The organism is Sphingopyxis sp. CR5, assembly GCF_059693785.1.
Window position 1 is genome coordinate 495,877 of sequence record NZ_JCATIE010000001.1, and the last position, 23,976, is coordinate 519,852.

At 67.2% G+C, this 23,976-nt stretch carries 23 protein-coding genes; 19 read left to right on the forward strand and 4 right to left on the reverse strand.

The annotated features are described in order from the left end of the window. The first annotated feature begins 40 nt into the window (after window positions 1–40). From AC58D2_RS02365 to AC58D2_RS02400, 8 genes are all read left to right on the forward strand, one after another. On the forward strand, window positions 41–1,594 hold the full coding sequence (locus tag AC58D2_RS02365) for an HAD-IB family hydrolase (RefSeq protein ID WP_497386979.1): 1,554 nt from the start codon (window positions 41–43) through the stop codon (window positions 1,592–1,594). 127 nt (window positions 1,595–1,721) lie between these two features. Beyond that, the gene (locus AC58D2_RS02370) at window positions 1,722–4,088 is read left to right on the forward strand and encodes a glycerol-3-phosphate 1-O-acyltransferase (protein WP_497386981.1); all 2,367 of its coding nucleotides are present in this window, start codon (window positions 1,722–1,724) and stop codon (window positions 4,086–4,088) included. Next, window positions 4,072–5,631, forward strand: coding sequence for a wax ester/triacylglycerol synthase family O-acyltransferase (locus AC58D2_RS02375; protein WP_497386983.1), 1,560 nt, complete (start codon window positions 4,072–4,074; stop codon window positions 5,629–5,631). Before AC58D2_RS02370 ends, AC58D2_RS02375 begins: the two co-directional genes overlap by 17 nt. 147 nt (window positions 5,632–5,778) lie before the next feature. Continuing rightward, window positions 5,779–7,227, forward strand: a complete 1,449-nt coding sequence (locus tag AC58D2_RS02380) for a DUF3336 domain-containing protein (RefSeq protein WP_497386985.1) — start codon at window positions 5,779–5,781, stop codon at window positions 7,225–7,227. Next, window positions 7,224–8,078 carry an alpha/beta hydrolase gene (locus AC58D2_RS02385; protein ID WP_497386987.1) on the forward strand — a complete coding sequence of 285 codons (855 nt, stop codon included), beginning with the start codon at window positions 7,224–7,226 and terminating at the stop codon, window positions 8,076–8,078. The genes AC58D2_RS02380 and AC58D2_RS02385 overlap by 4 nt, the downstream gene beginning before the upstream one ends. Before the next feature lie 42 nt (window positions 8,079–8,120). Beyond that, window positions 8,121–9,056 (forward strand): alpha/beta fold hydrolase, encoded by a 936-nt coding sequence (locus AC58D2_RS02390; RefSeq protein ID WP_497386989.1) that lies wholly within the window; start codon window positions 8,121–8,123, stop codon window positions 9,054–9,056. 99 nt (window positions 9,057–9,155) lie between these two features. After that, a complete protein-coding gene (locus tag AC58D2_RS02395; protein ID WP_497386991.1) occupies window positions 9,156–10,157 on the forward strand; it encodes an NAD(P)H-dependent glycerol-3-phosphate dehydrogenase in 1,002 nt (333 codons plus the stop codon). 127 nt (window positions 10,158–10,284) lie between these two features. Further along, on the forward strand, window positions 10,285–10,617 hold the full coding sequence (locus AC58D2_RS02400) for a basic helix-loop-helix domain-containing protein (RefSeq protein ID WP_497386993.1): 333 nt from the start codon (window positions 10,285–10,287) through the stop codon (window positions 10,615–10,617). Between the two features lie 87 nt (window positions 10,618–10,704). Here AC58D2_RS02400 and AC58D2_RS02405 read toward each other — a convergent pair whose 3' ends face one another. Then, the gene (locus AC58D2_RS02405; protein ID WP_497386995.1) at window positions 10,705–11,586 is read right to left on the reverse strand and encodes a LysR family transcriptional regulator; all 882 of its coding nucleotides are present in this window, start codon (window positions 11,584–11,586) and stop codon (window positions 10,705–10,707) included. Window positions 11,587–11,744: 158 nt separating this feature from the next. Between AC58D2_RS02405 and AC58D2_RS02410 the strand changes: the two genes are divergently transcribed. After that, window positions 11,745–12,074 carry a UrcA family protein gene (locus AC58D2_RS02410; RefSeq protein WP_497386997.1) on the forward strand — a complete coding sequence of 110 codons (330 nt, stop codon included), beginning with the start codon at window positions 11,745–11,747 and terminating at the stop codon, window positions 12,072–12,074. A gap of 168 nt (window positions 12,075–12,242) precedes the next feature. Here AC58D2_RS02410 and AC58D2_RS02415 read toward each other — a convergent pair whose 3' ends face one another. Further along, window positions 12,243–12,635: a winged helix-turn-helix transcriptional regulator gene (locus AC58D2_RS02415; RefSeq protein ID WP_497386999.1), complete on the reverse strand. Its 393-nt coding sequence runs from the start codon at window positions 12,633–12,635 to the stop codon at window positions 12,243–12,245. Between the two features lie 117 nt (window positions 12,636–12,752). Between AC58D2_RS02415 and AC58D2_RS02420 the strand changes: the two genes are divergently transcribed. The 3 genes from AC58D2_RS02420 (at window position 12,753) to AC58D2_RS02430 (ending at window position 15,583) form a co-directional block, all read left to right on the forward strand. Next, complete coding sequence (locus tag AC58D2_RS02420; RefSeq protein ID WP_497387001.1) at window positions 12,753–13,496, forward strand: SDR family oxidoreductase; 744 nt, start codon at window positions 12,753–12,755, stop codon at window positions 13,494–13,496. Between the two features lie 191 nt (window positions 13,497–13,687). Further along, the gene (gene rlmN, locus AC58D2_RS02425) at window positions 13,688–14,917 is read left to right on the forward strand and encodes a dual-specificity RNA methyltransferase RlmN (protein WP_497387003.1); all 1,230 of its coding nucleotides are present in this window, start codon (window positions 13,688–13,690) and stop codon (window positions 14,915–14,917) included. Window positions 14,918–15,124: 207 nt separating this feature from the next. Then, on the forward strand, window positions 15,125–15,583 hold the full coding sequence (locus AC58D2_RS02430; RefSeq protein ID WP_497387005.1) for an outer membrane protein: 459 nt from the start codon (window positions 15,125–15,127) through the stop codon (window positions 15,581–15,583). 151 nt (window positions 15,584–15,734) lie between these two features. On the opposite strand, the gene AC58D2_RS02435 is transcribed toward AC58D2_RS02430, so the two are convergent. Further along, window positions 15,735–16,886: an acyl-CoA dehydrogenase family protein gene (locus tag AC58D2_RS02435; protein ID WP_497387007.1), complete on the reverse strand. Its 1,152-nt coding sequence runs from the start codon at window positions 16,884–16,886 to the stop codon at window positions 15,735–15,737. A gap of 229 nt (window positions 16,887–17,115) precedes the next feature. Further along, complete coding sequence (locus AC58D2_RS02440) at window positions 17,116–17,742, reverse strand: TlpA family protein disulfide reductase (protein ID WP_497387009.1); 627 nt, start codon at window positions 17,740–17,742, stop codon at window positions 17,116–17,118. Between AC58D2_RS02440 and argH the strand changes: the two genes are divergently transcribed. The 7 genes from argH to AC58D2_RS02475 all read left to right on the forward strand — a co-directional run bounded on the left by argH (window position 17,741) and on the right by AC58D2_RS02475 (window position 23,949). Then, window positions 17,741–19,111, forward strand: a complete 1,371-nt coding sequence (gene argH / locus AC58D2_RS02445; protein WP_497387165.1) for an argininosuccinate lyase — start codon at window positions 17,741–17,743, stop codon at window positions 19,109–19,111. The genes AC58D2_RS02440 and argH overlap by 2 nt on opposite strands. Window position 19,112: 1 nt before the next feature. Next, window positions 19,113–19,373: a hypothetical protein gene (locus AC58D2_RS02450; RefSeq protein WP_497387011.1), complete on the forward strand. Its 261-nt coding sequence runs from the start codon at window positions 19,113–19,115 to the stop codon at window positions 19,371–19,373. A gap of 142 nt (window positions 19,374–19,515) precedes the next feature. After that, a complete protein-coding gene (gene lysA, locus AC58D2_RS02455; RefSeq protein ID WP_497387013.1) occupies window positions 19,516–20,775 on the forward strand; it encodes a diaminopimelate decarboxylase in 1,260 nt (419 codons plus the stop codon). A 151-nt stretch (window positions 20,776–20,926) separates the two neighbouring features. Then, window positions 20,927–21,703 (forward strand): precorrin-2 dehydrogenase/sirohydrochlorin ferrochelatase family protein, encoded by a 777-nt coding sequence (locus AC58D2_RS02460; RefSeq protein WP_497387015.1) that lies wholly within the window; start codon window positions 20,927–20,929, stop codon window positions 21,701–21,703. A 79-nt stretch (window positions 21,704–21,782) separates the two neighbouring features. Further along, complete coding sequence (locus AC58D2_RS02465; protein WP_497387017.1) at window positions 21,783–21,929, forward strand: hypothetical protein; 147 nt, start codon at window positions 21,783–21,785, stop codon at window positions 21,927–21,929. A gap of 49 nt (window positions 21,930–21,978) precedes the next feature. Continuing rightward, on the forward strand, window positions 21,979–22,971 hold the full coding sequence (locus AC58D2_RS02470) for a HEAT repeat domain-containing protein (protein ID WP_497387019.1): 993 nt from the start codon (window positions 21,979–21,981) through the stop codon (window positions 22,969–22,971). 93 nt (window positions 22,972–23,064) lie between these two features. Further along, window positions 23,065–23,949, forward strand: coding sequence for a transposase (locus tag AC58D2_RS02475; RefSeq protein ID WP_494227935.1), 885 nt, complete (start codon window positions 23,065–23,067; stop codon window positions 23,947–23,949). The last annotated feature ends 27 nt before the right edge of the window (window positions 23,950–23,976 follow it).

Below are 23,976 nucleotides of genomic sequence, written 5' to 3' on the forward strand. Positions count from 1 at the left end.
CGTGCAGCAATAGAGCGGCACACAAGCCGCTGGTGGGGAGATGCGCGTGCCGAGGCCGCAACCGCATTTGGAAGAAGTTCTCGCGTCCGAACCCGGACCGCATATCGCCGCGCTCTTCGATTTCGACGGCACCATCATCGCCGGCTATTCGGCGACCGCGATGCTGCGCGAAAAGCTCCAGCGGCGCGAAATGTCGGTCGAGGAGATTGCCGAGACCGCGAACGTCATCGCGCAGCACAGCCTGGGCACCATCGGATTTTCGGGGCTGATGAGCGGCGCCGCCAAATTCATGAAGGGCGTGGAGGAGGAGAGCTTCGTCGCGTTCGGCGAGGAGCTCTATAAAAAGCATATCGCACGCAAAATCTATCCCGAGACGCGCGCGATCATCGAGGCACACCAGGCCAAGGGGCACCGCGTCGCGATCATCTCGTCGGCGACGATCTATCAGATCGAACCGACGGCGCGCGACCTCGGCATCGCCGACGTCAAATGCTCGTCGTACGAGATCGAGGACGGGGTCTTCACCGGCGGCATCATTCGGCCGCTCTGCTTCGGCGAGGGCAAGGTACTCGCGGCCGAGGAACTGGCCGCCGAATACGGCCTCGACCTCGATCAGAGCTTTTTCTATTCGGACAGCGACGACGATATCGAACTGCTGGAACGCGTCGGCAAGCCGCGCCCGCTCAATCCCAATATGAAGTTGAAGGCGATCGCCGACGAACGCGGCTGGCCGGTGCAGCGCTTTGCGAGTCGCGGGACGCCGTCGTGGGTGGACTATACGCGCACCATCTATGCCACCGGTTCGCTGGTCGGCGCCTTCGCCGCGGGCCTGCCGATCTGGGCGCTGACCCGCTCGCAACGCGAGGCGGTCAATTTCTCGATGGGGCTGTTCGGCGATTTCGCGACCGCGATCACCGGGGTCGAGCTGGAGGTTGAGGACGAGCGCCACCTGTGGTCGTCGCGGCCGTGCGTCTTCGTCTTCAACCACCAGAGCAAGGCCGACGTGATGATCCTGGCCAAACTCATCCGCCGCGACATGGGCGGGGTGGGGAAAAAGGAGATCAGGGACATCCCCATATTGGGGAAGCTGATGGAATGGGGCGGCACGGTCTTCGTCGACCGCGCCGACGGCAAGAGCGCGATTCGGGCGATGGAGCCGCTGGTCGAGGCGATCCAAAAGGACGGCAAGTCGATCTGCATCGCGCCCGAAGGCACACGCAGCCTGACGCCGAAGCTCGAACCGTTCAAAAAGGGCGCCTTCCATCTGGCGATGCAGGCAGGCGTGCCGATCGTCCCGATCGTGATCCACAATGCGACCGACGTGGCGCCGAAGAACGAATTCGTGATGCGCCCCGCGACGGTGCGCGTCACCGTGCTGCCACCGGTCGACACGTCGGCGTGGCGCGTGGCGACGATGGCCGACCATGTGCGCGAGGTGCGCGGCATGTTCCTGCGCGCGCTGGGGCAGGCGGAGGAGGAGGCCCAGGAGAAAGCGAAGCCGGCCGGGACGCCGCCCGCGAAGAAGGCCAAGGCCAAACGCCCGAAGAAGGCGGCCGCCAAGAAACCTCCGCCGCGCAAGGGAAAGGCGGCCTAGCGCATGAGCTCCGTCGTCGTTGCGAGCATAGCGAAGCACTCTCCAGCCATCGGCCCAGCGCTATGGCCGCGAGCCGCAGATTGCTTCGTCGCTCCGCTCCTCGCCATGACGAAAGGGGCATAGGATCATGGCCGACGGAACGCCCCGCGCGCCCGTCGCATTGCAAGCCGGTCCGGCCGAACGCCTCTACATCATCGACGCGCGCCACGGGGTCGAACGACGCGTGCTGCTCGACTGGCTCCACGCGACGGTCGCCCACCCCGACGGAGACGACGAGCCGGCCTGGGTCAGCCTGTCGATCGCCGAGGGCGACCATGCGCTGGACCTGGACGCGCTCGCCGCCAGGCTCGCCGACGGCGCACCGCGAGAGATCGTGCCGCTGCGCGTCGCGTGGCGGATTCCGGGCTTCGAGCGTGACCGGGCGCTGAAATTCCGCCACCTTCTGTTCGGCGACCCGCGCCGGCCGGGGGCGCTGCGTGCGCGGTCGATCCTGCTGCGCGACCGGCGGCGGGCGCAGATACTGGTGGGGGAGGCGGCGACGCAGGACGCGCTGCGGGCGCGATTCCTGGACCAGACGGGGGGCGGGGACGGAGAGGGCGACGGACCCGAATTCGCCGGCTTCGTCGCGCGTCAGGCGGGCCTCGCGCTCGACGTGGCCGAGCGCGGCATCCGCGGTAGCCGCTACAAGGTTCCGCGCTTCGTTGCCGACAGCCTGCGCACCGATCCGAAATTCCGCGCGGCGCTCGCCGAATTGGCGACGAGCCTCGGGCGTCCGGTCGGCGACCTGTATCGCGAGGCACGGCCCCTGATGAAGGAAGTCATCGCGACACCGAGCGCGCTTTTCCTCGACCTGCGCGCGCGGCTCGACCGGATGATGTTCGGCGGCTACGAGCCGGAGATGGAGATCGATCCTGCCGCGCTCGCGAAGCTGCGCGCGGTGCTTCGCGAGCATCCGACCTGCATCCTGTTTACCCACAAGACCTATATCGACGGCGCGACACCCAGCCGCCTCGCCTATGAAAACGACTTGCCGATGCTGCACAGTTTCGGGGGCGCGAACCTCGACTTCGCCGTGATGGGCGGTTTCTTCCGTCGCTCGGGGATGATCTTCGTGCGCCGCAGCTTTCGCGACCAGCCAGTCTACAAGCTGGTTTTGCGCCACTATATCGCGTGGTTGCTCGCCAAGCGCTTTCCGTTGAGCTGGGCCTTCGAGGGAACCCGCTCGCGGCTGGGCAAGCTAATGCCGCCCAAATACGGGCTGATGAAATATGTCCTCGATGCGGCCCATGCGACCGGGACGAAGGGCGTGAAATTCGTTCCCTTCGTGACAAGCTTCGACCTGATCCGCGATGTCGAGGAATATGCTGCCGAACAGACCGGCCGGACCAAGAAGCCCGAAAGCCTGTCGTGGTTCATCGGTTACATGAAGAGCCTGAAGGAACCATCGGGCCGCATCCGGCTCGACATCGGCGAGCCCGTCGTGATCGAAGAGGCGCCCGGTCCCGACGACAGGCGGGCGCTCGAACGCATCGCCTTCGCGGTCGCGGTCGAGGCGAACCGGGTGACGCCGCTGACCGTGACGTCGGTGATGTGCCTGATCCTGCTCGGCACCGCACCGCGCGGGGTGACCGAGGCGGAGATGCGGGCGACGATCGCACGTCTCGTCGACTGGGCGCGGACGCGCGGCATCCGCCTGTGCCGCGAACTCGAAAGCGGCGATGCGGCGGCGCTGCCCGCCACGCTCGACACGCTGGTCAGGGGCGGGCTCCTCACGCGCTTCGCGGCGGGCAGCGAGACGGTCTATTCGATCGAGCCCGCGCATCATCCGATGGCGAGCTATTACCGCAACATCATCGCGCACCATTTCCTCGACCGCGCGATGATCGAACTGGCGCTGTTCGCGCTGCGCGATGCCGACAGCCAGGATGCGACCGCGGCCTTCTGGGCGCAGGTCGACAGGCTGCGCGACCTCTTCAAATTCGAATTCTTCTACCCGCCCCGCGACGAGCATCGGGCGGCCATCGAGGTCGAACTGGCGCGGATCGATCCCGCCTGGGCGAAACGGCTGGCAAGCGGCGACCGCGGCGTGGCGCAGATCATCCGGCGCTGCCAGCCGATCGTCGGCCACGCGATCCTGCTGCCCTTTGCGGAGGCCTATTCGGTCGTTGCCGATCTGCTCGCCCGCGCCCAGCCGGGCGAAGCGGTCGACGAAAAGGCGCTGCTCGACGCCGCGCTCGTCGAGGGGCGGCAGGCCTGGCTGCTCCGCCGGATCAGCAGCGAGGCGGCGATCGGCAAGCAGCTCTTTGCCAACGGCCTGGCGCTGATGCGTCACATGGGGCTGGCCGAGACCGCGACGCCCGACCGCCTCGCGCGCCGCCGCGCGCTGCTCGCCGAATTGCGCGGGCTTTCTACCGTCATGGAAGCCATGCGCCTGTCGACGCTGGCGCTCGCCGATCGGATACCTACGGGAGGACAGGATGCTCAAACAGCTTAGCGCTCAGGACGCGCAGTTCCTCTATACGCAGACCGCGAACAACCTGACGCACATCATGGGGATCTATATCTACGATCCTTCGACCGCGCCGGGCGGTTTCGTGCGGTTCAAGGATATTATCGCGCATGTCGAAAGCCGGGTGCACACCTCGCCGCTGTTCAAGCGCTGGCTCCATCGGCTGCCGCTCGATCTCGACCATCCCTATTGGGTCGAGGACGAACATTTCGACATCGAGGCGCATATGAGCCACGCGCGCCTGCCCGAACCCGGCGACTGGCGGCAATTCTGCATCGCGGTCGCGCGCTATTTCTCGAAGCCGATGGATATGAACCGGCCGCTTTGGGACATCTATATCATCGAGGGGCTCGACCGTATCCCCGGTATCCCGAAGGGCAGCTTCGCGATGCTCCACCGCGTCCATCACGCCGCGGTCGACGGCGCATCGGGCGCGCATGCCTTCATCGCGATGAGCGATATCGACGCCAAGGGGGCCCCCGCGATCCCCGACCCGCCCGAGGAGGATCTGGGCCGCGCCCCGTCCAGCGCGGAGGTCGCGACGCGCGCCTGGACCGCGTCGATGCAATCGCCGGTCAAGTTCATGAATGCGCTGCTCAAGGTGTCGCCTTCGCTGATGACCGCGGCGCGCAAGTCGATGCTGACCGACGGCGGGATGACCGCCGGCGTTCCCGAAACGCGCTTCAACGCGCCCGTCGGCCCGCACAAGATGTTCGATGCGACCCGGGTCGCGCTTGCCGACATCGCAAAGGTGCGGGCAAAGGTGCCCGGCGCGACGGTCAACGACGTGATCCTGGCGACCTGTTCGGGCGCGCTGCGCATCTATCTTCAGGCGCATGGCGAATTGCCGAAGGAAAGCGTCGTCGCGGTCGCACCGATCAACCGGCGCGGCAAGGGCGGCAAGGCCGATAGCCCGGGCAACCAGGTGACCGCGATGAGCGTGCCGCTGCGCACCGACATCGCCGACCCGCTGAAGCGGCTCGCGGCGATCCGCGACTATACGGTGGAGGCAAAGGAAGCGAAGGCGGGGGTCAGCGCGCGGTTGATGACCGACCTGTCCCAGCATATTCCCGGCGCGACGATGGCCGCGGTCGCGCGCATCCTGACCAGCGAGCGGTTCGCGGTACGCGGCACCAACCTGTTCATCTCGAACGTGCCGGGCGCGCAGGTCCCGCTCTATCTCGCCGGCGCCCGACTGGTGCAGCAATATGGGGCCGGGCCGCTGGCCAACAACATGGGCCTGTTCATCGCGACGCCAAGCTATCATGGCGAGGTCGGCTTCTCGATCATCTCCGAACGCGCGATCATGCCCGATATCGCCTTTTTTCGCGAATGTATCGACGAAAGTTTCGCCGACTTGCTCGCCGCGCAGTCCAAGACCGAAACGGTGGCGGCCAAACCGAAGCCTGCAAAAAAGCCCGCTTCGAAGACAAAGGCTTCATCCAAAGCGACACCCAAGGCGAAAGCGAAACCAAAAACGCCGACGAAGGGGAAGAAGGCATCACCTCCTTCGTCACCCCGGACTTGATCCGGGGTCCATTCGCGCGGCGCCGGGTCAATGGATCCCGGATCAAGTCCGGGATGACGAAGGTGTGGAAGCTGGCGTCAAAACAGTTGCCAAAGGCAACGTAACCCGCAAGAATCGCTGAAAATGAAAATCGTGCAGGACCAATAGATGATCTTTTCCCCGACGCTCAGCGCCGACGCCGGACTTGCCAGGGCAAGCGACTATGCAAGCTGGTCGGACGCCGCGCAGGCGCACGATGCCAGATCCGGGATGCAGGCGTGGCGCGATGCCGACGAGAGCGAGCATTTCGACTATCGCGCGATCCGCGGCCGCCTCGAAAAGCTGCGGATGCTGTCGGCGGCCAACGACGTCAAGGGCCTGCTGTTCGTGCTCAACGAGGGCATTCACGGCAATATCGACGGGATGGGGAACGAGCGTCTCTATCAAAAGGCGCGGTTCGGCACCAAGAAACTGATCGAGGCCTATGTCGAAGAGGTCGTTGCCGCGCTGGGCAAGATCGCGGCGGCGCGCAGCATTCCGCTCGACGAAAAGCGCGATTTCTTCCGCCGTGCCCAGCATTGCTACGGCCGGTCGGCGCTCCTGCTGTCGGGGTCGGGCAGCTACCTCTTCTTTCACGTCGGCGTGGTCGAGGCCTTGTGGGACGCTGGCGTCCTGCCGAACATCCTGGCGGGATCGAGCGGCGGATCAATCGTCGCGGCGATCGTCTGCACGCGCAAGGACAGCGAGATCGGGGCCTTCCTCGTCAGCGAACGCCTCGCCAATCCCGACCGCGACCCCGAATTGCGCCGCCTCGATCCGGGCGAGGTCGCCGACCGGCTCGCCCAGCTGATTCCCGACCTGACCTTTCAGGAAGCCTATGAGATTTCCGGTCGGCACCTGAACGTTTCGGTCGCGCCGGCCGAAAAGCATCAGAACGGCCGGCTGCTCAACGCGATCACCGCACCCAATGTGCTGATCCGCGAGGCGGTTCTCGCATCCTGCGCGGTGCCCGGCGTGTTTCCGCCGGTGATGCTGATGGCCCGCGACGAAAGCGGCGCGCGCGTGCCCTACCAGCCCGACCGGCGCTGGGTCGACGGGTCGGTGACCCACGATATCCCGACCAAGCGGCTCGAGCGTCTCTATGGCGTCAACCACCACATCGTCAGCCAGGCGAACCCGCTCGCGCTGCCCTTCGCGACCGACACCCGCAAGCAGATGGCGCCGATCGAGGCGATCCAGCACGCGTCGATGGCCACCTTCAAGGCATGGCTCAACGCGAACATGGTGATTTTTCGCAAGCCGCTCGAACTCGTGCCGCCGCTCAACAGCCTCGCCAATATGGCGCGTTCGGTGATCAATCAGGAATATACCGGCGACATCAACATCATCCGCCCCGCAAAATATTGGTCGCCGACGAAGATCCTCTCTGACCTGGGGCAGGACGACATCGACGAACTGATCGACACCGGCCTGCGCACCGCCTGGCCCAAGATCGAAATGGTCCGCACCCAGACCGCGATCAGTCGCGCGCTCGATGCGATCCTGGCGAGGATCGACAAGGGTGGCGACGACGGGCCGGGGCATCGCAGCGCCGCGCTCAAAAAGCCCGTACGGTGAGCGCCGACAACGAACCGATCGTCCTGCCGCCGTGGAAAGGGGGCGACGGATCGAGCCTGAACGTCACGCGCTGGCTGCCGCCGGGCGATCCGAAAGCCGTGGTGCTGCTCGCGCACGGCTATGCCGAGCATGCCGGGCGCTATGGCCATGTCGCTGCGCGTCTGACCGCGGCGGGCTATGCCGTCTATGCCGTGGATCATTGGGGGCATGGCAAGTCGAGCGGCGCGATGGGCTTTGTCCCGTCCTTTTCGCTCTATGTCGACGGGATGGCGGGGCTGGTCGAGCGGGTGCGAGAGGCATGGCCGGGAAAGCCGCGCCTGCTGCTCGGGCACAGCATGGGCGGACTGATCGCGACGTTGCTGTTGATCGAGCGCCAGCGCGATTTCGCTGCCGCCGCGCTCTCCGGCCCCGCGATCCTGACCCCCGCGCCGCCGTCGAAGCTGACGGTCTGGATCAGTCGCTTCCTGTCGCGCTATGTCCCGCGTGCCGGGGTGATGAAGCTCGATCCGACGGGCGTCAGCCGCGACCCCGCGGTCGTCGCCGCCTATCTTGCCGATCCTTTCGTCCACACCGGCAAGCTCAGCGCGCGGCTCGCCGCCGAGATGTTCGATGCGATGGCAAGGGCCCGCGACGGCGCGGCGGCGATTTCGCTGCCGCTGCTGATCCAGCATGGCGAAGCCGACCGGCTCACGGCGCCCGCGGGTTCGCGCTTCCTGTTCGATCATGTCGCATCGGCAGACAAGAGGCTCGAAATCTATCCCGGCCTGTTTCACGAAATCTTCAACGAGCCCGAACGCGACGCGGTACTCGGCGATCTGATCGCCTGGTTCGACGCGCATGTGGCGGCGTAGATCGAGCCTCTCCCCTGAAGGGGTGGGGGTAAGGAGAGAGATATGAAATTCCTTCTCGTCCTCATTTTTGCGCCGCTGATCGCGCTTGCGCTGCTCTACTTCGTTTTCCCCGGCCGGCTCGTCGCGCTGATGCGCGGCCTGATGCGGCGGCGTGGGCGGCTCGTGCAGAAGAGCGTGACCGTCGACGGCCGCGCCTGGCCGTATCTGGAGGGTGGCGATCCGTCGAAGCCGGTGCTGGTGATGGTCCACGGCTTTGGCGCCGACAAGGATCACTGGAGCTTCTATGCGCCGTGGATGACGCGCGACTATCGGCTGATCGCGCCCGACCTGCCGGGGTTCGGCGACAATGATCGCGACCCGACCTTGCCCTTCGACATCGCAAGCCAGACCGCGCGGCTCAAGGCTTTCCTCGACGCGCTGGGGATCGAGCGTCCGCATCTCGGCGGCAACAGCATGGGGGGCTGGATCGCGCTGCGCTTCGCGATCGATTATCCCGACCGCCTGCGCACGCTGACCCTGCTCAACAATGCGGGGGTGCTCGGTGCGAACGACAGCGAGCTTCAGCGGCTCGCCGCCGACCGCGACTACAACCCGCTCGTGCTGGCCAATATCGAGGATGCCGACCGGCTGGTCGAGTTCGTCGTTCACAAGCCGGTGCGCGTGCCCGCGCGATTGAAGCCCGCGGTCTATGCCGACGCGCTGCGCTACCGCGACCTGCTCGACACGATCTTCTGGGTCATCGCCGACGAGATGGAGGCGAAACCGCTCAACGATGCACTCGCCGGGGTCACCGTCCCGACGCTGATTATCTGGGGCCGCCACGACAAGTTGATCGATGTCAGCTGCGTCGCGGTGCTCGAGGCCGGAATCGCGGGCAGCCGCAGCCACGTCTTCGACCATGTCGCGCACGTTCCGATGATCGAGGACCCGAAGGCCACCGCCGAGGTCCAGCGCGCCTTCCTGGCGGCGCATCCCTGATCATCCCCGCCCCCGGCGCTCGATCCCGGGCGACGCACAGGTGCCGCTTGCCAACCTTTCCATCCCGCGCCACTCTCGCCCGATAACAGGGAGAGACATATGCGCCTCAAGGTGGGACTGCTCGGCGGCGGCAGTTGGGGGACGACGGTCGCGGCGGTGGTGTCGCGCAACGCGCCGATCATGCTGTGGGCGCGCGACGCCGATACCGTCGCGGCGATCAACGGCGATCACCGCAACCCCAGATACCTGCCCGATATCGGCCTGCCGCCGGCGCTGCATGCGACCGCCGACATGGCCGAAGCGGTGGCCGGGGCCGACGTCCTCGTCGTCGGCGTGCCATCGCACAGCTTTCGCGGCGTGCTCGAAGAGGCGCGGGCGCATCTGCGTCCGTGGGTGCCGGTGATCAGCCTGACCAAGGGCCTCGAACTCGCATCGGGCAAGCGGATGACCGAACTGATCGAGGAAATTCTGCCCGGTCACCCGGTCGGCGTGCTGACCGGTCCCAATCTCGCGCGCGAAATCATGAGCGGGCAGGCGGCGGCAAGCGTATTGTCGATGGAGGACGAGATCGTCGTGCGCGCGCTCCAGCCGCTCTTCCATTCGGGGTTGTTCCGTGTCTACACCAACACCGACCGCCTCGGCTGCGAGTTGGGCGGTGTCCTCAAGAATATCGTCGCGATCGCGGTTGGCATGGGCGACGGGCTGGGGGCGGGCGACAATACGCGTGCCGGGCTGATCACGCGCGGCCTGTCCGAAATCACCCGGCTCGGGGTGGCGATGGGCGGACGACCCGAAACCTTCGCCGGCCTGACCGGGATGGGCGACCTGATCGCGACCTGCACCAGCCCGCTGTCGCGCAACCGCCATGTCGGGGTCGAACTCGGCAAGGGGCGGCACATCGATGCGATCGTTGCCGAGATGCACATGGTTGCCGAAGGCGTGAAAAGCGCCCCGACGGTGATGGCGCTGGCCGATCGCCACGGCATCGACATGCCGATCGCACGCGACGTGTTCGACGTGACGCAAGGCCGGCGCAGCGCGCAGGAGGTGTTCCGCGGCCTGCTGCGCTCCGCCGTCGGCGACGAAGCGCATCCGGGTTAACCTCGGAATCCCTGGCAACGGGGCGTAATTCCGCTGCCAGCCGTGCCGAAGTCCCGACGAGCCGGGAAGATTTTGCCGTTCCGCTTCGTTGTTCCCTTCGACCATCGCGTCACGAAGGAGAAGGACGATGAAAAAATGGACGACGCTCGCGATCCTGATGGCTCTCCCCGCCGGCGCGGCCGCCGGCAGCCTGCGCTACGACCCGCCGCCGGGCTTTGAAACGCCCGAAGTGCGCGCCGAACCGATCGCCGGCCTCTATAACCAATATTGGTATAATTATCAGACCGATATAACCGAGGCCGAAAAGGAGCTCGGCAGCGATCTGAAGCGCGCCAGCGACCGCGAGGATCGCTGGGACGCGTGGGACGAATGGGCGAACGAGATCGTCGACGCCGACAAGGATTATGTGAAGAAAATGCGCAAGAAGGGCTATCGCGCCGGCCGTGTGACGGTCGGCTGACCTTCCCCGGAGCTGTTCCGGGTCGCAAGGGAAGGGCGGATGCTTCGCGGCATTCGCCCTTTTCCGTGGAGGCTTGGAGCAGCCGGCTCAGGCGCGCGCCAGCCGTGTCAGTGCGGTCGCGAGGAAGTCGAGCACGGTTCGCACGCGCGGGACATGGCGCAGGCGTTCGTGGGTCAGCAGCCAGAGGCCGGTGGTGTCCGCATTCCTCGGCGGGATGCAGCGGATCAGGTCGCTGTCGCGGTCGGCGACAAAGGCGGGCAGGACCGATAGCCCCATCCCCGCGCGCACGCCCGACAACAGGCCCGACGCCGTGTCATATTGCATCACCACCGCATCCTCGAGCCCATATTGGCGCAACCAGGCGCGATAGGGTTCCCAAACGTGGCCGCCGCCGCCGATGAAGGGATGCGCGGCGAGGTCCTCGCGGCTGCGCGGGATGCCGTGCAGGTCGGCGTAATCGCGGCTGCTATAGAGCGTCCAGCCATTGTCGGCGATGCGCCGCCCGACAAGGCCGGCGCCCGACGGCTGTTTGCTGCTGCGGATCGCGATATCGGCCGCGCCCGCTGCCAGATCGCGGGTTTCGTCGGACGTGTCGAGGTGGATGTGGATCTCCGGATGCGCGGCGCGCAGGTCGCGCAGGATCGGCGGCAGGATGGTGACGGCAAAGATTTCCATCACCGTCACGCTGACCGTGCCGCCGGTATCGCGCGAGCGCGCGCCCGCGGCTTCGCCGAAGCGGTCGGCGGCCTCGCGTACCGCAAGCGCGTGGCCGAACATCGCCTCTCCCACCGGGGTCAGCGCATAGCCCGCCTGCCGCCGCTCAAACAGCGCGAGGCCGGTCGCCGCCTCGAGCGCCGCGATGCGCCGCGCGACCGTCGTCTGGCTGACGCGCAGCGTCTGTGCCGCCGCAAGCGTGCTGCCGCTTTCGGCTACGGCGAGAAAGGATCTGAGGTCGTTCCAGTCGAACATGGCGTCCCCCGCTTGTGCGCGATAACCGCTGCCGCCGCATTCTGCAATTTCGCAGAATGGTCCGGCAACATCGTTGCTCCCGCCGGCGCGCCCCAACGCCTAATTTGCTCCTGCCGGCTTCCTCCCCTCCTCAACCAGCCGGACGAAGGAGATTTGAGATGCAAAAGCTTCCGATCCTCGCCGCCCTGACCGCGTTAACGCTCGGCCAGCCCGCCCTCGCCCAGGATGCGCCCGCGACCCGGACCGCGGTCGTCGAGCATCGCGATCTCGACCTTTCGACCGACAAGGGCGCGCGCACGCTCGACCGCCGAATCTGGCGCGCGGTCGTCGAAGTCTGCGGCACCGCGCCCGACTACGACCTCGAAGGCAAGAATGACGTTCGCGAATGTCGCCGCGACACCCGCCGCCTCGCCTCAGCCGAGGCCGAACTCGCGATCGCCGAGGCGAAGCAGGGCCAGCCGATCCGGGTGACGACGCGCGCGAAGTGAAGCGAACATCCTCCAGCCAGCCCCTCATTATGGACCGCGCTCAGGAAAATCCGTGTGTCCCCGCGAAGGCGGGGACCCATCTCCAGCCGGCCCAAGGTGGAGCGGTCAGGAGATGGGCTCCCGCCTTCGCGGGAGCACACCGCGCATTTTATCGCTGATGATGACTCGTCACCCTCGCGCGTCGAACGCCGCGCGGGCGCCTTCGACCTCGCACAGATGGGCCTCCGCCCAGTGCCACACCCCGCAAAAGGCTTCGCCGAGGCTGCGGCCGAGGTCGGTCAGCCGATATTCGACCTTGGGCGGGACGACCGCGAACACCTCGCGATGGACGAGCCCGTCGCGCTCCATCGCGCGCAACGTCTGGGTCAGCATCTTCTGGCTGATGCCGGGAACCAGCCGCGCCAGCTCGGTGAAGCGGCAGGTGCCATGATCCTCCAGCTCCTCGAGCACGAGCAGCGTCCATTTGTCGGCAACGCGCCCGATCAGCTCGTTCACCAGCATTTCGACGCGCGGATCGACCGGCGAATGCGGATCGTGCGATAATTTTTCGGCCTGTTGCATCGCGGATTATCCAATTCTCACTTCTGGGTAACTATAGCACTTTTGGGTGCCTTCTTTCCTTTGGAGAGTATAGGCATAAATAGGCGTCCTCCCCAACCCCTGAACGGAGGAACCACCATGAAAACCACCGGCAACACCATCCTCGTCTCCGGCGGCGGCTCGGGCATCGGGCTCGCGCTCGCGCAGCGCTGGCACGACGCGGGCAACGTCGTGATCGTCACCGGCCGCAACGCCGCAAAGCTCGAAGCCGCGGCTGCGGGACGCGAGAATATGCACGCGATGACGCTCGACGTGACCGACCCCGACGCGATCGCCGCCTTTGCCAAGGACATCGTCGCGCGCTTCCCGGCGCTCGACATCCTCGTCAACAACGCCGGGGTGATGATGGTCGAGGCGCTCGGCAGCGAGCGCGACCTGACCGACGCCGAGGCGACGGTGGCCACCAACCTGCTCGGTCCGATCCGGCTGACCGATGCGTTGATCGACCATCTCGCGGCGCAGGACGGTGGCGCGATCGTCAACGTCACCTCGGGGCTCGCATTCGTCCCGCTGCCCAAGGCGCCGACCTATTCGGCGACCAAGGCGGCGCTCCACAGCTATACGCAGGCGCTGCGCGTCCAGCTCGAGGGTCGGGTCGAAGTGATCGAACTCGCGCCGCCCGCGGTGCGTACCGAACTCACCCCGGGGCAATCGACGCGCGAGGGCTATATGCCGCTCGATGCCTTCGCCGACGAGGTGATGGCGCTGTTCGCGGCGCAGCCCACGCCGTCCGAAATCCTGGTGCAGAATGTGCTGCCGCTGCGCAAGGCCGAGGCGGACGGCGTGGTCGCCGAACGGTTGGCATTCTTGAAGGCGCTCTAGCTCGATCCTCCCCGTCGCGCAGCGATGGGGAGGGGGATCATGCGAAGCATGGTGGAGGGGCGGCGAGCGCAGCGAGCGCGCGCGGCCCCTCCACCGCCTTCGGCGGTCCCCCTCCCCATGACCTGCGGTCACGGGGAGGATTTCGGCGGAGATTGCGCAATCCCGCCAACCTCCCTATATGGCCGCCCATCATGCAGATCCCCGGCCATATCGACCCGGTCACGACGGGCACCGTTCCCCTGCGCGGTGGCAATCGCGTCGACCTCGTCGGCCTGACGCGCGAGGGCGTGCGCGCCGCGCTCGAGGACGCCGGGCTCGACGCCAGGGCGGCAAAGCTGCGCGGCAAGCAGATCTGGCACTGGATCTATCATCGCGGCGTCACCGATTTCGACGCGATGACCGACATCGCAAAGACGATGCGCCCCTGGCTCACCGAGCGTTTCATCGTCGGCCGCCCGACGGTGCGCGAGGCGCAGGTGTCGAACGACGGCACGCGCAAATGGCTGCTCGCCGCCGCCGATGGCCAGGAATATGAAATGGTGTTCATCCCCGACGCCGACCGCGGAACGCTCTGTGTGTCGAGCCAGGTCGGTTGCACCCTCAATTGCCGTTTCTGCCACACCGGCACGATGCGGCTCGTGCGCAACCTTTCCGCGGGCGAGATCGTCGGCCAGGTCCTGCTGGCGCGCGACGCGCTCGGCGAGTGGCCAAAGGGCAATATGGCGGGCGGCGAGCAGGAGGACGATGAGGCGGGCCATTACACCGCCGACGGCCGGATGCTCACCAATATCGTGATGATGGGCATGGGCGAGCCGCTGTATAATTTCGACGAGGTCAAGGGCGCGCTCAAGATCGTGATGGACGGCGACGGCCTTGCACTCTCGAAGCGGCGCATCACCCTGTCGACCAGCGGCGTGGTGCCGATGATGGCGCGCGCGGGCGAAGAGATCGGGGTCAACCTCGCGGTTTCGCTCCATGCGGTCAGCAAGGAAATCCGCGACGAGATCGTGCCCTTGAACCGCAAATACGGCATCGAGGAGTTGCTCGAAGCGTGCGCCGCCTATCCCGGCGCGAACAATGCGCGGCGCATCACCTTCGAATATGTGATGCTGAAGGACAAGAACGACAGCGACGCCGACGCGCGCGAGCTCGTCCGGCTGATCAAGCAGTATCGGCTGCCCGCAAAGGTCAACCTGATTCCCTTCAACCCCTGGCCCGGCGCCCCCTATGAATGCTCGTCCCCCGATCGGGTCCGTGCGTTCAGCAACCTGATTTTCGAAGCCGGGATCTCGGCCCCCGTCCGCACCCCGCGCGGGCGCGACATCATGGCCGCCTGCGGCCAGCTCAAGAGCGCCGCGACGAAGCCGACGCGCGCGCAGCTCGATCGCATCGCCGCCGAAAAACAGGCCGCGCTGGGCTGAATCGTCCATCCCGGAATCACGGTTTGCCGCTGAAAAGCGGGCGTAAAAACGCGCGTCCTTTCTGTACCGTGTTGTAAAAATAACACAGATATTAAAATTGTCATATTCTGAATGACATGTTCATTGAAGCGACAGCCGCGAGCGCCATTTAGGGCCCCGGGCCGCGACCCAAAGGGCGTGGTCCTGATGAAGAAAAGGAATGACAAAATGAAAAAGTTCGCAGTTGCAGCCGCTCTCCTCTCGGCCGTCGTTGCCGTCCCCGCCATGGCCGCCGACGGTGGCGAAGCCCGCGCCGAAGTGCGCGGCGGGTATATCACCGGCTCCGGCCTCGACGACGCCACCATCGGTGCCGCCGCCGGCTATGACTTCGACCTCGGCCGGACCGCTTTCGCGGGCGCCGAAGTCGCGGGCGACAAGGTTCTGAAGGACGGCTTCGACGTCCAGTTCTCGGCCGGCGGCCGCGTCGGCGCCAAGGTCGGTGCCGCGGGCAAGGCCTATGTCACCGGCGGTTACACCTTCACCGACATCGACGATCCCTATGTCGGCGCCGGCTATCAGCACAAGCTGGGCCAGAACATGTATGCCAAGGCCGAATATCGCCACCAGTTCATCGGCAACTTCAGCGATTTCGATACCTTCGCGGTCGGTCTGGGCGTCGCTTTCTGATCCCTGCGGACGGAAAGCCACGACAGGAGAGGGGGCGGTCCTGCGGGGCCGCCCCTTTCTTTTGAGATCGCGGGGCCGCCGCCGTGCGACGACGGTGCGAATGCCCGGGCTCGCTGCTCCGAAAGGATCGTTCGCGTCGAAAGGACCCGGCTCAATAGCTGCGCGGCATCCCCAGCACATGCTCGGCGACGTAGGACAGGATCATGTTCGTGCTGATCGGCGCGACTTGGTAGAGGCGCGTCTCGCGGAATTTTCGTTCGATGTCATATTCGGCAGCGAAGCCGAAGCCGCCGTGGGTCTGAATGCATGCCTCGCCCGCGGCCCAGCTTGCTTCGGCGGCAAGCATCTTCGCCATATTCGCCTCGGCGCCGACGTTGCCGCCCGCCTCATATTTGGACAGCCCGTCGTGGACGAGCAATTCGGCGGCGCGCATCTGGGCATAGGCGCGCGCGATCGGGAATTGCACGCCCTGATTCTGGCCGATCGGACGGCCGAACAGCACCCGTTCCTTGGCGTAGCTAGAGGCCTTTTCGATGAACCACTTCGCATCGCCGATGCACTCGGCGGCGATCAGCAGCCGCTCGGCGTTCATCCCCGACAATATATAGCGGAACCCCTTGCCTTCCTCGCCGATCAGGTTCGCGGCGGGGACGCGCATCTGGTCGAAGAAGATTTCGGTCGTCGCATGGTTCATCATCGTGTCGATCGGCCGGATCGTCAGCGTGCCCGCGGCGAGTGCTTCCTTCATGTCGACCAGAAAGACCGACAGCCCTTCGGTGCGGCTCGCCGCGTCCTCGCGCGGCGTGGTGCGCGCGAGCAGGATCATCAGGTCGCTATGTTCGGCGCGGCTGGTCCAGAGTTTCTGGCCGTTGACGACATAATGGTCGCCATCCTTTTTGGCCGTCGTTTTCAGGCTCAGCGTATCGGTCCCGCTCGTCGGTTCGGTAACACCGAAGGCCTGTAGCCTCAGCTCGCCGGTCGCCACCCGGGGCAGATAGCGGGCCTTCTGCTCCTCCGACCCGTGGCGCAGCAGCGTTCCCATCACATACATTTGCGCATGGACCGCACCGCCGTTGCACCCCTGGCGCTGGATCTCCTCGAGGATCGCGGCGGCCGCCGACAGCGGCAGTCCCGCGCCGCCATAGGCTTCGGGGATCAACGCCGCCAGATAGCCGGCCTCGCCAAGCGCGGCGACGAACTCCCACGGATATTCGCGCTGCCGGTCCTTGGCCTGCCAATAGGGACCGGGAAATTGCGCACAGAGCTTCGCCACCTCTGCGCGGATATCGGAATAATCGTGCATCGGCCGCCCCGCTTTCATCGTTCGGATCGGCGCTAGGTCAGCGGCTGCAAAATTTCAATATTGCGAAGCGCCTTTCAAATACATGAAAACTAGCTGAAGAGCGGCAGGCTCCCTTTGTCATCCCCGCGAAAGCGGGGATCCAGGGCTTGCATAGGCTGACCCCAAGCTGGATTCCCGCTTTCGCGGGAATGACGAAAGGAGGGAGGTGCGGTGACCAATCGGCCTGACCCTATGCCCCCACCTCCGCGAGCAGCGCCTTCGCTTCGGCACCCTGCCAGTCGATCGCGCCGATGATGCGCCACACTTCCTTGCCGTCGGCGTCGTAGAGGATGCTCGTCGGCAGGCCGCCAGCCGCGGCGTCGAGCAGGGCGTTGTCGGGATCGATATAGGGCTGGAGCGTCTTCAGTCCCGCCTTTTGGAACCAGGGGTCGACGATCTCGGCGCCTTGCAGATCCTGCGCGATGGGCACGATGGTCAGCGTATCGCGCCGCGCCGCTGCGAGCGTGTCGAGCGTCGGCATTTCGGCGACGCAAGGCGTGCACCAGGTCGCCCACAGGTTGACGAGCAGCGGCTTGCCGCGAAAGGCCGCCAGCGTCACCGGGCCATCGTCGGGACCGCGGAACGTCGCCGTCGGCGCCGCTTCGCCGGCGTGGCTCCGGTCGACCTTGTGCTCGAAGCTTTCGATTCCCCGCGCGCCTTCACCGGCCGAAACATTTGCTTGCCCCGCGCCCGCTTGCTCCGCCTGCTGCTTTTCCCTATCGCAGCCCGCGACCGCCCCCGCGAGCAGCAGGGCGACCAAGGCAAGTTTCGGATCTGGGACGCGGCGAATGACGAATTCTCCCGAAAAGAGCAGCATGTGGGGTGGCCGCTTCGGTGGCGGTCCTGCGGCGATCATGCAAGAAATAAATGCGTCGATCCCCGTCGACAAACGGCTGTGGGAAGAGGACATCGCCGCCAGCCGTGCACACGCCGCGATGCTCGGCGCCCAGGGGATCGTCACGCCTGCGGATGCCGCGGCGATCGATGCGGGGCTTGCACAGATCGCGGACGAATATGCCGCGAACGGGGTGCCCGTCGACCTTGCGCTCGAGGATATCCACATGACGGTGGAATCGCGGCTCAGGGACATCGTCGGCGAGGCTGCCGGGCGCCTGCACACCGCGCGGTCGCGCAACGACCAGGTCGCGACCGATTTCCGCCTCTGGGTCCGTACCGCCGCCGACCGGATCGACGCGGGGCTGAAAGCGCTGCAAGCCGCCCTGCTGGCGCGCGCCGAGGAGCATGCCGACAGCATCATGCCGGGCTTCACCCATTTGCAGGTCGCGCAGCCGGTGACGCTCGGCCACCATTTGCTCGCTTATGTCGCGATGGCGGGCCGCGACCGCTCGCGCTTTCGCGATGCGCGCGCGCGGCTGAACGAATCGCCGCTCGGCGCCGCCGCGCTCGCGGGCACCGGCTTTCCGCTCGATCGCGAGGCGACGGCACGGGCGCTGGGTTTCGACCGGCCGATGGCGAACAGCATCGACGCGGTATCGGATCGCGACTTCGCGCTCGAATTTTGCGCTGCGGCGTCTATCGCGGCGATCCACCTGTCGCGGCTCGCCGAAGAGGTGGTGATCTGGGCCAGCCAGCCGTTCGGCTTCGTAAGCCTGCCCGATGCCTGGTCGACGGGCAGCTCGATCATGCCGCAAAAGCGCAACCCCGACGCCGCCGAACTGGTGCGCGGGCGCGCGGGCATGCTGCTCGGCGCCTTTCAGCGGCTGGCGGTGATCGTGAAGGGATTGCCGCTCACCTATTCCAAGGATCTGCAGGACGACAAGGCGACGGTTTTCGAGGCTTTCGACGCGCTCGCCCTGTCGCTGGCGGCGATGACGGGGATGGTCGAAACGCTGACCTTCCGGACCGACCGGATGCGCGCACTCGCGGCCTCGGGTTTCTCGACCGCGACCGACCTGGCCGACTGGCTGGTGCGCGAAGCGGGCGTGCCGTTCCGCGACGCGCACCACATCGTCGGCGCCTGCGTGAAACGATCCGAAGAGCTCGGCGTTGACCTGTCGGACCTGCCCCCGGCCGAAGCCGCAGCGATCCATGCGGCGGTCACGCCGGCGGCGCTTGCGGCGCTGACCGTCGAGGCATCGGTCGCCAGCCGGATGAGCTATGGCGGCACCGCGCCCGAGCGGGTAAGGCAGGCCATTGCCGCGGCGCGCGCCGCGCTGGAGGATTGAGATGCGAAACCGCCGCCCGGTCGCCGCGACCCTGACGAGCCTCGCGCTGCTCGCGACGCTCGGCGCCTGCGGTCAGCAAGAGGATTTGAAGCCCGTGGCCGGACAGGCACCACCGGTCACCCCGGTCGGTGCGACCCGCCCCCCGACGAACGAGGAGCTGACGACGCCCGACGCGCAGGCCAGGCCCGCGCGCAGCGACGAACTTCTCAAACGCTCGGAACAGCGCGAACCCGACGATTTCGACCTGCCCCCGCCGGGCTGACGATATGACGACCCTTGATTGATCCGTTCGTGTCGAGCGAAGTCGCGACACCCATCGGAGCCGTGCTACGTCGAGAGGCATCTCGATTTCGCTCGATGCGAACGGCGATTCAGGCGGTCATAGATTTCCAAGGATTTCTCCAATGGACCATTTCGACTACCGCGACGGCGTCCTCCACGCCGAAGATATCCCGCTGCCGCGTATTGCAAAGGAAATCGGCACTCCCGTCTATGTCTATTCGCGCGCCACGCTCGAGCGCCATGCGCAGGTGTTTCGCGACGCGCTGAAGGACGTGCCGAAAAAGCACATCGCCTTTGCGATCAAGTGCAATCCCAATCTCGGCGTTCTGCGCGTGCTGGCGCGACAGGGTTATGGCGCCGACGTCGTATCGGGGGGCGAACTTGAACGTGCGCTCGCCGCGGGCATGGCGGCCGCGGACATCGTCTTTTCGGGCGTCGGCAAGACGCGTGCGGAACTCGCCCAGGGGCTCGACCGCGGCATCGGCCAGTTCAATATCGAGCACGAGCCCGAAGGCGTCGCCCTCGCCGAAATCGCGGCGGCAAAGGAAATGACCGCGCAGGCGGTGCTGCGCGTCAATCCGGATGTCGATGCGGGCACCCATGCGAAAATCTCGACCGGCAAGGCCGAAAACAAGTTCGGCGTCGGTATCGACGTGGCGCCCGAAATCTTCGATCGCCTCGCCGGACTTCCCGGCCTTCGGCTGCGCGGTGTCGCGCTGCATATCGGCAGCCAGCTCACCAGCCTCGCGCCGCTCGAAGCGGCGTTCGAGCGCGTCGGCCGCCTCGTCGCCGACCTGCGCGCCGCGGGGCACAGCATCACGCACGTCGACCTCGGCGGCGGGCTGGGCGTCCCCTATCGCCCCGACGACGATCCGCCGTCGCCTGCTGACTATGGTGCAATGGTCGCGCGGGTGACGAAGGACTGGGACGTCACGCTGATGTTCGAGCCCGGCCGCGTCATCGCGGGCAACACCGGCGTGCTGCTGACCGAAGTGCTGTGGGTCAAGCCCGGCGCGACCAATCCCTTCGTCATCGTTGATGCCGCGATGAACGACCTCGCGCGGCCTGCGCTCTATGATGCGTATCACGACTTCGTTGCGGTCGAACCGAGCGGCGAGACGATGACGGCCTCGATCGTCGGCCCGGTGTGCGAAACCGGCGACACCTTCGCGCGCGACCGGCCGATCGATGCGGTGAAGCCGGGCGACCTTGCGGTCTTTCGCACGGCGGGCGCTTATGGCGCGACGATGGCGTCGACGTACAACAGCCGCAGCCTCGTGCCGGAAGTGCTCGTCGACGGCGACCGCTATATCGTCGTCGCCGACCGCATCGCCGCGGGCACGATCATGGCCGCCGAGCGGGTGCCCGACTGGATCAAGTAGCACCTAAACCCCTCCCGCTTGCGGGAGGGGCAGCGAGACTTGGCGGCGTGCCGCCTAGTCGCAGCGGGGTGGGCATCGAATTCCGCGCAAGGCCGATGGACCCCACCCCAACCCCTCCCCTGAAGGGGAGGGGCTTGATATAGGACATGCCATGCACCAGCTTCCCATCTTCCTGAACCTTTCCGGCCGCATCGTCGTGCTGGTCGGGGAGGGGGAGGCGGCCGCGGCCAAGGCGCGGCTGATCGCGCGCGCCGGCGGCCGCATCGTGTCGGCGTGGGAACCCGGCGCGGCCATCGCTTTCGTCGCGCTCGAGGATGAGGGCGCCGCGCAGGCCGCCGCGCAGGGGCTGCGCGCGCGCGGACTGCTCGTCAACGTCGTCGATCGCCCGGCGCTGTGCGATTTCACGACCCCCGCGATCGTCGACCGCGCCCCCGTCACCATCGCGATCGGCACCGGCGGCGCGTCGGCGGGGCTGGCCAAAGCCATCCGCCAGCGCATCGAGGCGCTGCTGCCGGCGCGGCTCGGCGATCTTGCCGCCGCGCTGTCGACGGCGCGCGCGGCGATGAAGGCGCGCTGGCCCGATGCCTCGACCCGCCGCCGGGCGATCGACGCCGCGCTCGATGCCGGCGCGCCGCTCGATCCGCTCGCGCCCGGCGCCGCGGACGGTGTCGACGCATGGCTCGCGGCCCCGGCGGACGACGCGGCGCCGGCGCGTCTCGAAACGATCGGGCTGGCGAGCGACGACCCCGACGACCTGACCCTGCGCGCCGCGCGCCTGCTCGGCCAGGCCGACCATATCTTTCACGCGCCCGCCGTCGCGCCGGCGATCCTCGATCGCGCGCGCGCCGATGCGGTGCGCCACCCCGCCGCCGCGCCGCCCGCCGCGCCGCCGCCGGGCCTGTCGCTGTGGCTCTCCACATTACGATAAGTTCATTATCGCGGGTCCGATCGATTCCTTAAGCCATCCCGGGCGGCAGCATCCGCCGCGCCGAAACAGGAGGGATAGTATGGAATTGCCATCGATCGACATCGCCGCGCTGCCGGTGCTCGACACGGCGGTCGGGCTGTTCGGCTCGTTCGCGACCGAAATGGCGACGTCGAAGCCCGGGGTGTTCGAAGTTACCGTCACCGTCGTCCTCGTCATCTACGATTGATCGCCCGCGCGGGCGGTCCGCCGCCGCCCGCGCGCCGACTGGCTGCTCCATGCCCTCGCGCCACGATCATTATCCGCGCGCCGACGCCGGGCGCCGCCGGGCGATGCGCGCCGCCGCAAGCCGGCTTGCCGACGAATGGGCGGCGGCCGACAGCGCCCCGGACGGCCTGCTCGCCGCGATGCGCGCCGCGTCGGCGCTTGCCCCCGCCGATGCGGTCGCCGCGCTCGCGCCGTGGCAGGACGACCCCCGCTGGCTCGCCGCGCGCCTGTCCCGGGCGCTTGCGCTGCTGTGCGCCGACCCGTTCGCGCGTCCGCCGCTGCGTCCCGTCGGCGGCGGCGCGCTCGGCGGGCTGTTGCTGGCCGAAGCGGGCGCGATCCGCCTGACCCTGCTCGTCGGTCCGCGGGAGGCGCGGGGGCAGGGGACGGCCGCGCTCTTCGCCCCCGGCTGTACGCGCACCCGCATCCTCGCAGGCGGCGGCGCCGACATCGCCTTCCACCGCGCAGGCGTCTCCGCCGGCGAAGAAGGCGGCGCGTTCACTGCGGCCGGTGCCGCCCGGTGCGAAACCGTCCCGCCGCGCCCGCTGCGCACGGGCGAAGCCTTTGTCCTCGACGGCGCGCGCCGTGCCTTCACCCTCTCCGGGGGCGACGGCGACATCCTGATGCTCGAGCTTGCGGTACAGCCGCCCGCGCCGCTGCCGACGCGCGCCTACGACATCGCCAGCGGCCGCCTGACCCATGTCTCGGCCTCGCGCCGCGACAGCAGCTTTCGGGGCATGGCGCTCACCCTGCTGCGCACGATGCGCCGCACCGATGCCGCGCCGCTGTTCGCCGCGGAAGCCACGACCGGGGATTTCGCCGCGCGCTGGCACGCCGCGCGCGAGCTGGCCGCGCTCGACCCCGCCGCCGCGCATCCCGTCCTTGCCCGGATGGCCGCCGCCGACCCGCATCCCGAGGTCCGCCAGGCGGCCGCCGCGGCGCTGGCGCTCTACCCCACCCCTCCTCTCCAGAGGAGGGGCAGCGAGACTCGCCAGCTTGCTGGCTAGTCGCAGCGGGGTGGTTGCCGCGGCCTTGCGCAAAGCCGCCTGCACTACCCCAGACCCCGCACCCGAAAGCGGCGGCACTCAGGAAGGACCCCCATGCCCCAGACCATCGACCCGTCCGCCGGCCCCGAACTCGACCTCGAAACCGTCGCCGCGCGCCTCGACGAAAGCGGCGTCGATCTCGAATGCGAAGCCAGCCTCGCGCGCTGCGCCGACCTCCTCGCCGGGCTCGCGCGCAACCGGCATTTCCTCGCCAACCGCATCATCGCCGAGCTCAAGGCCAGCTACCGCGACCAGCTCGCCGCCAACCGCTACTCGGCGCAGGTCTTCCTTCTCCACCGCAGCCGCCGCGGCTTCTTCCTCCGCGCCAACCTCTGGCCCGCCGCAACCGACGCCGCCTATGCGGCCAGCGGCCCCGCGGCCTTCGCCTATGGCCTGCCGCACGACCATAATTTCAGCTTCCTGACCGCCGGCTATTGGGGGCCGGGCTATATCAGCGACTATTACACCTATGATCCCGAAGCCGTCGACGGCCGCCTGGACGAGCCGCTCGCCCTCGAATTCGTCGAGCGCAGCGCCCTCGCCGAAGGCACGATGCTCCTCTACCGCGCCCACCGCGACATCCACAGCCAGCGTCCGCCCGAACGCCTGTCGATCAGCCTCAACATCATGGACGAGGGCGAGCATGTCCCCTGGCGCGACCAATATATCGTCGACCTCGAACGCCGCACGATCGCAAAGCGCCCCACCATCACCCCCGCCGAAATGCTGCTGCGCTGCGCAGTCCACCTGACCGAAGAGGGCCAGGACCTCGCCGACCATTTCGCAAGGGCGCACCCGGTGCCAAGGGTAAGAGCGAACGCAATCGCCGCCCTTGCGGCCGTGGCAGAGGGCGAGGGCAGGGCGGCGGTACTCGAACGCGGACTGCGCGATACCGACGCGCGGGTGCGCGACGATTGCCGGCGGTGGTTGGGGCGATAGTCCCCCCTCCCGCTTGCGGGAGGGGTC

Coding starts and splice junctions, on each gene's coding strand:
- AC58D2_RS02375 (WP_497386983.1), top strand. CDS start 4,072: ATGCTCAAACAGCTTAGCGCTCAGGACGCGCAGTTCCTCTATACGCAG.
- AC58D2_RS02420 (WP_497387001.1), top strand. CDS start 12,753: ATGAAAACCACCGGCAACACCATCCTCGTCTCCGGCGGCGGCTCGGGC.
- lysA (WP_497387013.1), top strand. CDS start 19,516: ATGGACCATTTCGACTACCGCGACGGCGTCCTCCACGCCGAAGATATC.
- AC58D2_RS02470 (WP_497387019.1), top strand. CDS start 21,979: ATGCCCTCGCGCCACGATCATTATCCGCGCGCCGACGCCGGGCGCCGC.
- AC58D2_RS02450 (WP_497387011.1), top strand. CDS start 19,113: ATGCGAAACCGCCGCCCGGTCGCCGCGACCCTGACGAGCCTCGCGCTG.
- AC58D2_RS02430 (WP_497387005.1), top strand. CDS start 15,125: ATGAAAAAGTTCGCAGTTGCAGCCGCTCTCCTCTCGGCCGTCGTTGCC.
- AC58D2_RS02465 (WP_497387017.1), top strand. CDS start 21,783: ATGGAATTGCCATCGATCGACATCGCCGCGCTGCCGGTGCTCGACACG.
- AC58D2_RS02390 (WP_497386989.1), top strand. CDS start 8,121: ATGAAATTCCTTCTCGTCCTCATTTTTGCGCCGCTGATCGCGCTTGCG.
- AC58D2_RS02475 (WP_494227935.1), top strand. CDS start 23,065: ATGCCCCAGACCATCGACCCGTCCGCCGGCCCCGAACTCGACCTCGAA.
- AC58D2_RS02410 (WP_497386997.1), top strand. CDS start 11,745: ATGCAAAAGCTTCCGATCCTCGCCGCCCTGACCGCGTTAACGCTCGGC.
- AC58D2_RS02365 (WP_497386979.1), top strand. CDS start 41: ATGCGCGTGCCGAGGCCGCAACCGCATTTGGAAGAAGTTCTCGCGTCC.
- AC58D2_RS02370 (WP_497386981.1), top strand. CDS start 1,722: ATGGCCGACGGAACGCCCCGCGCGCCCGTCGCATTGCAAGCCGGTCCG.
- AC58D2_RS02415 (WP_497386999.1), bottom strand. CDS start 12,635: ATGCAACAGGCCGAAAAATTATCGCACGATCCGCATTCGCCGGTCGAT.
- AC58D2_RS02405 (WP_497386995.1), bottom strand. CDS start 11,586: ATGTTCGACTGGAACGACCTCAGATCCTTTCTCGCCGTAGCCGAAAGC.
- AC58D2_RS02380 (WP_497386985.1), top strand. CDS start 5,779: ATGATCTTTTCCCCGACGCTCAGCGCCGACGCCGGACTTGCCAGGGCA.
- rlmN (WP_497387003.1), top strand. CDS start 13,688: ATGCAGATCCCCGGCCATATCGACCCGGTCACGACGGGCACCGTTCCC.
- AC58D2_RS02440 (WP_497387009.1), bottom strand. CDS start 17,742: ATGCTGCTCTTTTCGGGAGAATTCGTCATTCGCCGCGTCCCAGATCCG.
- AC58D2_RS02395 (WP_497386991.1), top strand. CDS start 9,156: ATGCGCCTCAAGGTGGGACTGCTCGGCGGCGGCAGTTGGGGGACGACG.
- AC58D2_RS02435 (WP_497387007.1), bottom strand. CDS start 16,886: ATGCACGATTATTCCGATATCCGCGCAGAGGTGGCGAAGCTCTGTGCG.
- AC58D2_RS02460 (WP_497387015.1), top strand. CDS start 20,927: ATGCACCAGCTTCCCATCTTCCTGAACCTTTCCGGCCGCATCGTCGTG.
- AC58D2_RS02400 (WP_497386993.1), top strand. CDS start 10,285: ATGAAAAAATGGACGACGCTCGCGATCCTGATGGCTCTCCCCGCCGGC.
- argH (WP_497387165.1), top strand. CDS start 17,741: ATGTGGGGTGGCCGCTTCGGTGGCGGTCCTGCGGCGATCATGCAAGAA.